Origin of the sequence: Mycobacterium kyorinense (assembly GCF_002101735.1) — a bacterium.
Taxonomy (GTDB): domain Bacteria; phylum Actinomycetota; class Actinomycetes; order Mycobacteriales; family Mycobacteriaceae; genus Mycobacterium; species Mycobacterium kyorinense.
Genome location: NZ_LQPE01000007.1, coordinates 55,521 through 64,944, shown reverse-complemented (window position 1 = coordinate 64,944; position 9,424 = coordinate 55,521). Strand labels below are relative to the sequence as shown.

General features: G+C 68.2%; 8 protein-coding genes and 1 pseudogene. 7 read left to right on the top strand and 2 right to left on the bottom strand.

Going from position 1 to position 9,424, the window contains the following annotated elements:
* A pseudogene (locus tag AWC14_RS27875) lies at window positions 1-111 on the top strand (IS982 family transposase); the annotation flags it as partial.
* Window positions 112-421: 310 nt separating this feature from the next.
* Here the strand turns inward: AWC14_RS27875 and AWC14_RS29345 are convergent.
* Entirely contained in the window at window positions 422-1,180 is a 759-nt protein-coding gene (locus tag AWC14_RS29345) for a hypothetical protein (protein WP_235215966.1), read from the bottom strand.
* A gap of 153 nt (window positions 1,181-1,333) precedes the next feature.
* On the opposite strand from AWC14_RS29345, the gene AWC14_RS01455 reads away from it, so the two are divergent.
* The 6 genes from AWC14_RS01455 to AWC14_RS01430 are packed head-to-tail and all read left to right on the top strand — an operon-like array spanning window position 1,334 to window position 7,300.
* On the top strand, window positions 1,334-1,900 hold the full coding sequence (locus AWC14_RS01455; RefSeq protein WP_085240921.1) for a CGNR zinc finger domain-containing protein: 567 nt from the start codon (window positions 1,334-1,336) through the stop codon (window positions 1,898-1,900).
* Window positions 1,901-1,928: 28 nt separating this feature from the next.
* Window positions 1,929-4,241 carry an endopeptidase La gene (gene lon / locus AWC14_RS01450; RefSeq protein ID WP_045381107.1) on the top strand — a complete coding sequence of 771 codons (2,313 nt, stop codon included), beginning with the start codon at window positions 1,929-1,931 and terminating at the stop codon, window positions 4,239-4,241.
* Window positions 4,242-4,252: 11 nt separating this feature from the next.
* A complete protein-coding gene (locus AWC14_RS01445; RefSeq protein ID WP_142281503.1) occupies window positions 4,253-4,633 on the top strand; it encodes a nitroreductase/quinone reductase family protein in 381 nt (126 codons plus the stop codon).
* Between the two features lie 41 nt (window positions 4,634-4,674).
* Window positions 4,675-5,310 carry a hypothetical protein gene (locus AWC14_RS01440; RefSeq protein WP_045381110.1) on the top strand — a complete coding sequence of 212 codons (636 nt, stop codon included), beginning with the start codon at window positions 4,675-4,677 and terminating at the stop codon, window positions 5,308-5,310.
* A 7-nt stretch (window positions 5,311-5,317) separates the two neighbouring features.
* The gene (locus AWC14_RS01435) at window positions 5,318-6,043 is read left to right on the top strand and encodes a DUF72 domain-containing protein (RefSeq protein ID WP_045381113.1); all 726 of its coding nucleotides are present in this window, start codon (window positions 5,318-5,320) and stop codon (window positions 6,041-6,043) included.
* A gap of 24 nt (window positions 6,044-6,067) precedes the next feature.
* Window positions 6,068-7,300: an NAD(P)/FAD-dependent oxidoreductase gene (locus AWC14_RS01430; protein WP_045381186.1), complete on the top strand. Its 1,233-nt coding sequence runs from the start codon at window positions 6,068-6,070 to the stop codon at window positions 7,298-7,300.
* Here AWC14_RS01430 and AWC14_RS01425 read toward each other — a convergent pair.
* Entirely contained in the window at window positions 7,293-9,410 is a 2,118-nt protein-coding gene (locus AWC14_RS01425) for an NAD-dependent epimerase/dehydratase family protein (protein ID WP_045381116.1), read from the bottom strand. The two genes, AWC14_RS01430 and AWC14_RS01425, sit on opposite strands and share 8 nt — an antisense overlap.
* Between the last annotated feature and the right edge of the window lie 14 nt (window positions 9,411-9,424).

Genomic DNA, 9,424 nt, shown 5'->3' with positions numbered 1-9,424 from the left:
GGTGTGGTCGCCCGCATCGCTCAACGCTTACTCGCACTGGCCGCCGTGATCTGGCACAACTGGAAAATCAACACCCCCACCAAACGATCACTGATCGCCTACGACCACTGACCGGGATAGGAATCACTCATCTAGTAGGCGTTTTTCGGAGGAAACGGGGAAATTCACTTTTTCAACTTTCATCCCCGGCATTCTGTTCGGGCGAGGTATGCTCCTAATCCAACTCAGAACACTCTTTTGTAGTTCGGCGTCGGCAAAGGAGTTCCCATGAGCTATCGCCGTGTGTTGTGGGTGCTCGGTGTCGTGGCGGTGACGGTTCTCGTCCCGGTCCCGGCTCATGCGGACCCGCCGGCGCAGTGCTTGAGCAACACTCCCAAGGGCAAGCAGGTCTACATCCCCTGCGATCTGATGAATGCCCGCGTCAACTACCCGCCAGGGCAGCGCTGTGTTGGACCGCTCGATGACTATCCGGACGATGTGCGCGAGTGGTGTGGCTAAAGGAGGGTGAGCCGTCCAGCCCGGCCAGCCGGCGCCACGAGTCGATTGCGTGGCCGGTGACCTCGACGATGCGGTTCGCCGTGCTGCCGCGCGCTGCCAACGCGTGGGCATGCACGGCATGAGCGGTCACTTCCTCGACCGTCATCCGAAGGCGGGTGTCCACCAGCGCTGTCGATTCGTAGGCGGCCCGCAGTGCATACGCCCCGGCGGCGTCGAGGGTGGGGGTTAGCGAGCGGGCGGCGCGCTCGGCAGCTTCCCAGGCGGCTGCGGGCGGCATGCTTCCCGACGCGGCGGCGCGATGCAGCTCGGCAATGTCGAGAATCGCCTTGACCGCAGTGATTTTCGCGTAGCGCAGCACACCCCACGTCGGATTGGTCAGCAGTTCGGCCAGCCATGCGTGAACGACGGCGTCGGGGACATCAGCGGTTCCCACCGTCCGCCAGGCAAGGTCGAGGGCGAGCACGCTGTTTTCCGGCGACAAGTACCCGTCAGGTCCGGCCAACAGGTCGTTGCTGGATTGGACGAGCAGGCTCAGCGGCCGGGCCGAGCACGCCGGAAAGTCGGTGATCTGCTCGTCGCCGTTGATGTAGGAAATCACGTTCATCGCGCAGCCTTTGCCCGAACCAGGCTGGTGGGATCCCTTGGCCAACCTCAGCGGGTGGGTGATGCGGTAGAGGTCCATACGGGTTGGCTCCTTTCACCTTCCGTATACGGCGCCTGGTTACGCAGGTAAGACGTTTGAAACGGCCGCCCGGTTCACGCCCGCTCGACTTTGTAACCGTATTAGGCAGTTACAGCTTGCACCTGACAGTGAAACCTGTCAAGGTGGTTACTCGTGAAGTTCGTCTACCTCAGCGGCCGCCTCTGCCTGGACTTCGCGGGCACCGTGAAGCGCCGCGACTCGGGGCCTGAAGACCTACTGACGCACCCGAAACTGCTGTCGGACTGGGCAATTCAAGCCGGGCTGCTGGATGGGGCCACCGATGTCACCGACAGCGATCTCGCGACCGCCGTCGCGCTGCGCGAAGCCATCTACCGGACCGTCATCGCCCGGATCGAGGGCCGTCGGCCCGCTGTCGCCGACGTCAACCTCCTCAACGAGTGCGCATCCCGGCCGCAGCTCACACCGCGGTTGCTGCGGACGGGATCCGTGCGACGCGAGGGCACCGCATCACAGCTGCTGGCCACCCTGGCCGCGGACCTACTCGACCTGGTCGCCGGCGCCGATATCGACAACGTCAAGCGTTGTGTCCACCCGGGCTGCACACGCCTGTACCTGGATTCGTCGCGGGCCAGGAACAGGCAGTGGTGTGGGATGAGCACCTGCTGCAACCGCGCCAAGGTGCAAGCCTTCCGCGCCCGTCAGCGCAGCCGGGAACAAATGCCGTCCAGCCAAGGTTGAGCGCATCAGGCTTAACTTTGGAGGATTGATGGCTGAAGCCAAATCAGTGCCCGTTTTGTTTGTCAGCGACCCGATCGTGCTGCCCGGCATGGTGGTGCCGATCGCGCTCGACGAGGCCGCCCGGGCGGCCGTCGACGCAGCCCGCGCCAGCGAGTCTGGGAAGCTGCTGATCGCGCCGCGGCTCGAGGACCGCTACCCGTCCTACGGCGTGCTGGCGACGATTCTGCAGGTCGGGCGCATCGCCGGCGGCGGTACCGCCGCCGTCGTGCGCGGCGAGCAGCGGGCGCACATCGGCGTCGGCGCCAGCGGCCCGGGCGCGGCGCTGTGGGTCGAGGTGACCGAGGTCGCCGAACGCGAGCCCAGCGACGAGACCCGCGCTCTGGCCGCGGAATACAAGAAACTGCTGGTGGCGATGCTCCAGCGGCGTGAGGCGTGGCAGATCGTCGACGTCGTCAACCGCATCACCGACCCGTCGGCGCTGGCCGACACGTCCGGGTACGCGTCATATCTGACCGACGTGCAGAAGCGCCAGCTGCTGGAAACCGAGGACGTGGCCGAGCGGCTGCGCGTGCTGATCGACTGGACCAGCGACCACCTGGCCGAGGTCGAGGTCAACGACAAGATCGCCGAGGATGTCCGGACCGGCATGGAAAAGCAGCAGAAAGAGTTCTTGCTGCGTCAGCAACTGGCCGCGATCCGCAAGGAACTCGGCGAAGACGATGCCGACGGCTCCGACGACTACCGGGCCCGCATCGAGGCCGCCGATCTGCCGGATGAGGTGCGCGAAGCCGCACTTCGGGAGGTCGGCAAGCTGGAACGCACCAGCGAGCAAAGCCCCGAAGGCGGCTGGATCCGGACTTGGCTGGACACCGTGCTCGACCTGCCCTGGAACGTCAAGACCGAGGACTCCACCGACCTGGCGGCCGCGCGAGAGATCCTCGATGCCGACCACCACGGTCTGGACGACGTCAAAGACCGCATCGTCGAGTACCTGGCCGTGCGGGCGCGTCGCGCCCAGCGCGGGCTGCAGGTGGTCGGCGGCCGGGGTTCCGGCGCGGTGATGGTGCTGGCCGGCCCGCCCGGCGTCGGCAAGACCTCGCTGGGTGAGAGCGTGGCCCGCGCGCTGGGCCGCAAGTTCGTCCGCGTCGCGCTGGGCGGCGTGCGCGACGAGGCCGAGATCCGCGGACACCGGCGCACCTACGTCGGCGCGCTGCCGGGCCGCATCGTGCGGGCCATCGGCGAAGCCGGGTCGATGAATCCCGTTGTGCTGCTGGATGAAATCGACAAGGTCGGCTCCGACTTCCGCGGCGATCCCGCGGCGGCGCTGCTGGAGGTGCTCGACCCGGCGCAAAACCACACGTTCCGGGACCACTACCTGGACCTGGACTTGGACTTGTCCGACGTGGTGTTCCTGGCGACGGCCAACGTCGTCGAGAACATCCCGTCCGCGCTGCTGGACCGCATGGAGCTGGTGACCATCGACGGCTACACCGAGGACGACAAGCTGGCCATCGCCCGCGACTTCCTGTTGCCGCGGCAGCGCGAACGGGCCGGGCTGAGTGCCGACGAGGTCAGCATCACCGACGCGGCGCTGCGCAAGATCGCCGCCGACTACACCCGCGAACCCGGTGTGCGGCAGTTCGAGCGGCTGCTGGCCAAGGCGCTGCGCAAGGTCACCACCAAGATCGCTGAGGATCCGGTGACCATCGACGAGCCCGACCTGGTCGGCTACCTGGGCCGGCCACGGTTCACCCCCGAGTCGGCCGAACGCACGGCGGTGCCGGGGGTGGCGACCGGCCTGGCCGTGACCGGTCTGGGCGGCGACGTGCTCTACATCGAGGCCAGCGCCAACGACGGCGAGCCCGGATTGCAGCTGACCGGTCAGCTCGGTGACGTGATGAAGGAATCCGCGCAGATCGCGCTGTCCTATGTGCGCTCGCACGCGGCGGAGTTGGGCGTCGACCCCGCGGCGCTGGACCGGCGCATCCACGTGCACGTCCCCGCCGGCGCGGTGCCCAAGGACGGGCCGTCGGCGGGTGTGACGATGGTGACCGCGCTGGTGTCGATGGCCACCGGCCGGCAGGTGCGCGCCGACGTCGGGATGACCGGCGAGGTGACGCTGAACGGCCGGGTGCTGCCGATCGGCGGCGTCAAGCAGAAGCTGCTGGCCGCGCAGCGCGCCGGGCTGTCGACGGTGTTCATCCCGGCGCGCAACGAGCCGGACTTGGACGACGTGCCCGTCGAGGTGCTCGAGGCGCTGGATGTCAAGCCGGTGACCGACGTCGCCGACATCGTCGCGCAGGCACTGGAACCGGCAGATGTGGAGCTGGCGGCGGCGTAACGTTCGCGGGCGTGGACAACCTGAAACAGCGCCTGGTTCATGGCGCGCAGCGGCTCGTCGTCAACCCGGTCGGCCGGAAGATGCCGGTGACCATGCTGGAAACCATCGGCCGTAAGTCCGGCCAGCCGAGGCGCACCGCGGTCGGCGGCCGGGTGATCGACAACCAGTTCTGGATGGTCTCCGAGCACGGCGAGCGCTCCGACTACGTGCGCAACATCAAGGCCAATCCCGCGGTGCGGGTGCGGGTGCGCGGCCGGTGGCGCAGCGGAACCGCCCATCTGCTGCCCGACGACGACGCGAAAGCGCGGCTGCGCAGCCTGCCGGCGCTCAACAGCGCCGTCGTCCGCGCGGTGGGCAGCGACCTGCTGACCATCCGGGTCGACCTGGACTGACCGCCGCGTCCGCTCGGCGCTAAACGGGTACACCGTGCGGTATGGACAAGCACGCCCAGGCGGTCCGACGGCTGCTGAAGGCCGCGGGCACCACATACGCCGCTGAGGCGGGCGTAACGATTGCCGACAAGCCGATGCCGCTATTTCAGCTGCTGGTGCTGTGCATGCTGGCCAGCAAGCCGATCGACGCGTCGATCGCGATGCGCGCCGGACGCGAACTGTTCAAAGACGGCCTGCGGACGCCGAAAGCCGTGCTGGCGTCGAATCGGCGCACGATGATCGCCGCGTTCGGTCGCGCCCACTACGTGCGCTACGACGAAAGCTCGGCCACCCGCCTCACCGACATGGCTGAGCGGGTCCGCGACGAGTACTCCGGTGATCTGCGCGAACTGGCCCGCCGCAGCGACCACGATGTGCGCGCGGCCGCCGGCCTGCTCAAGCAGTTCAACGGCATCGGTGCCACCGGCGCCGACATCTTCCTGCGCGAGGTGCAAGACGTATGGGCTTGGGCGCGGCCGTATTTCGACAAGCGGGCGATCGGCGCGGCCAAGAAATTGGGCCTGCCCGCCGATCCCAACGAACTGGGTTCGCTGGCGCCGCGCGCCAACGCACGCCTGGCCGCCGCGTTGGTGCGGGCCTCGCTGGACGCCGACATCCGGCGGCAGGTGACCGGTTGAGCCGCCGGTGACGATACGGATCGGCACCTCCGGATGGTCCTACGACCACTGGGCCGACGTGCTCTACCCGCGGGGCCTGCCGTCGGCGCGGCGGTTGGCCCGCTACATCGAGGTGTTCGACACCGTCGAGCTGAACGCCAGTTTCTATCGCTGGCCCAAGGATTCGACGTTCGACGGGTGGCGCCGGCAGCTGCCGAACGGGTTCGCGATGTCGGTGAAGGCGCATCGCGGCCTGACCCACTACCGCCGGCTGTCCTCGCCGGAGCCGTGGATCGAGCGGTTCGAACGTTGTTGGCAGACATTGGGTGATCGGCGCGGTGTGCTGTTGGTGCAGTTGCATCCCGAGCAGCGCCGCGACGACGAGCGGCTCGATTCGTTTCTGGCGAGCATGCCGGCATGGATACGGGTGGCCGTCGAGTTGCGCCACCCGTCGTGGAACGACGCGGGCGTGTATGCGCTGCTGGAACGACGCAATGCCGCATATGTGGTGATGAGCGGGGCCGGACTGCCGTGTATCCCCCGCGCCACCACCGATTTTGTGTACATCCGGATGCACGGCCCGGATCCGGATTCGATGTACGCCGGCTCCTACCCGGACGACGAGTTGCGGCGCTGGGCCGAGCGGATCGCCGGCTGGGACCGCGAAGGCCGCGACGTGTGGATGTACTTCAACAACGACCCGCACGGTCACGCCGTGCGCAATGCGCTTTTGCTCAAGGACCTTTTGCGCTGAGTGCAGCCGAGTAGGGTGGACGCCATGGCCAGCTCAACCACATTCGTCATCGTCGGCGGCGGGCTCGCCGGAGCAAAAGCCGCAGAAGCATTGCGTGACAAAGACTTCGACGGCCGCGTCGTCCTGGTTGCCGAAGAAGAACATTTGCCCTACGAGCGACCGCCGTTGTCGAAGGAGTTTCTGGCCGGCAAGAAATCGCTCACCGATTTCACCGTGCACGAGTCGGCTTGGTACACCGACCACGACATCGATCTGCGGCTGGGCGCCCGGGCCGTCGCGGTCGATGCGTCCGCGCGCAGCGTCAGTCTGGGCGACGACACCGCCGTCGGCTACGACAAACTCTTGCTGGCCACCGGGTCGCGGTCCCGGCGTTTGCCGATGTCCGGAGCCGACGCGGCAGGGGTTCACTATCTGCGGACGTTCGAAGACGCGTCGGCGCTGAATTCCATTCTGGCCGAAGGGTCGTCGCTCGCGGTGGTAGGCGCCGGGTGGATTGGCCTGGAGGTAGCCGCCAGCGCCCGCCAGCGCGGCGTCGACGTCACCGTGGTCGAGACCGCAAAACTGCCGCTGCTGGCCGCGCTCGGCGAAGAGGTCGGCACGGTGTTCGCCGCTCTGCATCGCGACCACGGTGTCGACCTGCGGTTGCAGACCCAGGTCGGTGAGATCACGACCGCAGACGGGAAGGCCACCGGCCTCAAGCTGGGTGACGGGTCGACGGTTAGCGCCGATGCTGTGCTGGTGGCCGTCGGCGCCCAGCCCAACATCGAGCTGGCACAGGAAGCCGGGCTGTCGATGGGTGACGGCGGCGTGCTGGTCGACCCGTCGTTGCGCAGCAGCGCCGCCGACATCTACGCCGTCGGCGACATCGCCGCTGCGGAGCATCCGCTGTACCGCACCCGCATCCGCACCGAGCACTGGGCCAACGCGCTCAAGCAGCCCGCGGTGGCCGTCGACGGAATGCTCGGAAACCCGGGCGAATACGCCGAGCTGCCATACTTTTTCACCGACCAGTACGACCTGGGCATGGAGTACGTCGGCTATGCACCGAGCTACGACCGGGTGGTGTTTCGCGGCGACCTCGACGGCCGCGAGTTCGTCGCCTTCTGGCTCGACGCCGAAAACCGGGTGCTGGCCGGGATGAACGTCAACATCTGGGACGTGCTCGACGACGTCAAAACCCTGATCCGCTCGCAGAATCCGGTCGACCCCGACCGGCTGGCCGATCCGCAGGTTGCGCTGGCCGGACTGATCAGCTGACGTCGAGCGGCCGCCAGCTGTGGTCGATGACGTCGGGTAGCCGCAGCGCCTGCAACCGTTCCCGCTCGGTGCGGCGCCGCTTGATCCGCAGTCGGGCGTCGCCCGGCATGGTGAGCAGTTCGTCGCAGGTCAGGTAGTACACGTCGTCCACCGCGTCGATCAGGTCAGCCGCCAGTCGTCGAGACCCGAACTCACGCAAGGTCATTCGCAATTCGTGGGTGAACCGCATGGTGGTGTCGTGCGCCAGCTCTCGGGATGACCGGGCGTTGGCCGCCATCCGCTCCGGGAGTGTTTCTGCGAATACGTCCGGGGGCGACGCGGCATCGATCGGTGCCGCCGCCGCACGTGCGGTGGCAATGAGCAACCTGGCCGGATCATCGCCGAAGACGGGGTTTGCCAGTTCGGCGTCGCCCGGCCCCCGGTGGGAAATCCGGGCCATCACCGCCTTGATTTCGGCGGAAGCACTCAGCGACAGCGCGCGAACGCTGTCGATATCGCCCTCGGCCGCCAGCGCGCACACCCGCGGGTCGCGCCGCAGCACCGCCTCCAGGGCTGCGGTCTCGGTCGCGATGCGTCCGCTGTCCATCAGCGCCTCGACGCCCGGCACCGGCGCGTGAGAGTCGGTGCGCTCCAGCGCCGCCGCGGTGACGCCGCTGTCGATCAGCCACAGCGCGGTCAGCCGCCACCCCTGGTGAATCCGGTCGCGCAGCAGGCAAATGCGTGCCTGCAGGGCAGCTTCGGACAACGAGGACAGCTGCGCCGCGTCGAGATGCTCGGCCGTCGCCGCCGCGCTGTAGGCCTGCGTGTCGGCTTTCAGATGACGCAGCATCGCCACTGCCCGGGTGACGACGACGGCCTTGGCCGCCGATCCCAGCAGCCCACCGGCCAGCGGTGGACGGCCCAGCGGCAACAGTTCTCCGACCGGGGTGTCGCCCAGCGAATGCTGCAGGACCGCACTCTCGTCCCAGCCGGGCAGCTGACCGGCCGCGATCACGCCGGCCGATACCCCGACGTAGGGCCGATGGCCGAACACCGCGATGGCGCGGCTGCCCCACTCGGCGGCCATCACGCCGCCCAGCGCCATCACCTGACCCATCACCCGGTTGGCCATCCGCAAGCCGGACAACTGGACGTCGAGCGTCATCGGCGTCAACGGGCCCGGCAGCGCCTCGGCCAGTGTCGAGGCGGCGAAGACCGGGAACCGGGGATCGATCCGGTCGTCGAATTCGCCCTCCAGCCCGTCCGGCGCCGCACACTGCAGCGGTGTTCCGTCGGGCGGGCCGGAGCGCGGCACCGGCTCAGACGGCAGCGGCAGATGGCCCGGAAGGTCGACGGCGCCGCCGGCGTCGAGTTTGCGGCCGCACAGGCCGCGCGCGGTGTCGGCGAGGGCGTCAGCGGCTGACCAACCGAGCTCGAACTGCCAATCCTCTTGCAGCGCAGCAAGATCCATGTCCGGCGTGAGCTCTGCCCAGGTGGGAAGCCGGTGCGGTCGGGGCCGCTGGTCTGCGGCGCGCAGCAGGTGTCGCGCGACAACCATGTTGGTGGTGTCCGTGGTGGCGACATCCACGACACCGGTGGTGGTGGCGGTCGCCGCGATCACCAGGAAGCGGACCAGGTCGTCGACGTGCAGCAGCCGCACCGGCCGCAGCGACTCCTTGCCGCGCATCACGGTGGCCACGGTGCGGCATACCGCCCAGTCGAGTTGGCGGCCCACCAGCGGCGCCACCCGGACGATCAAGCTCGGCGCCCAGCCGGTGGACACCAGCTTCTCGGCCTGCTGGTACAGCTCCGGTTCTCCGGCAGCCTGCGATACGAAGATCAACCGGGCACCGGCACGCGCGGCGGCGTGTGCGACGTGCACCAACCCGTTGATGCCGGCGGTGCCGGGCGCGGTCGGATCGACCGGGGCGAGGTGCACTACCACGTGCGACTCGTCGCAGAGCTGTTGCAGAACCGGCCCGCCCAGCCGCGCGCAAACAAAATCGACCTCGGGATCCAGGTTGTCGTGCGGATGTCGTGCGATGCCATTGACTGCGTGTCCGGCGGCGATCAACTGCCGGGCCAGTGTGCGACCCATCATCCCGGTGGCGCCGGTGACCAGGATCCGCATACTGCTCACCTCCC

What these genes read in the sequence shown, in the direction of transcription:
- AWC14_RS29345 (WP_235215966.1), bottom strand. Translation starts at nt 1,180, where the DNA reads ATGGACCTCTACCGCATCACCCACCCGCTGAGGTTGGCCAAGGGATCC.
- lon (WP_045381107.1), top strand. Translation starts at nt 1,929, where the DNA reads ATGGCTGAAGCCAAATCAGTGCCCGTTTTGTTTGTCAGCGACCCGATC.
- AWC14_RS01440 (WP_045381110.1), top strand. Translation starts at nt 4,675, where the DNA reads ATGGACAAGCACGCCCAGGCGGTCCGACGGCTGCTGAAGGCCGCGGGC.
- AWC14_RS01425 (WP_045381116.1), bottom strand. Translation starts at nt 9,410, where the DNA reads ATGCGGATCCTGGTCACCGGCGCCACCGGGATGATGGGTCGCACACTG.
- AWC14_RS01430 (WP_045381186.1), top strand. Translation starts at nt 6,068, where the DNA reads ATGGCCAGCTCAACCACATTCGTCATCGTCGGCGGCGGGCTCGCCGGA.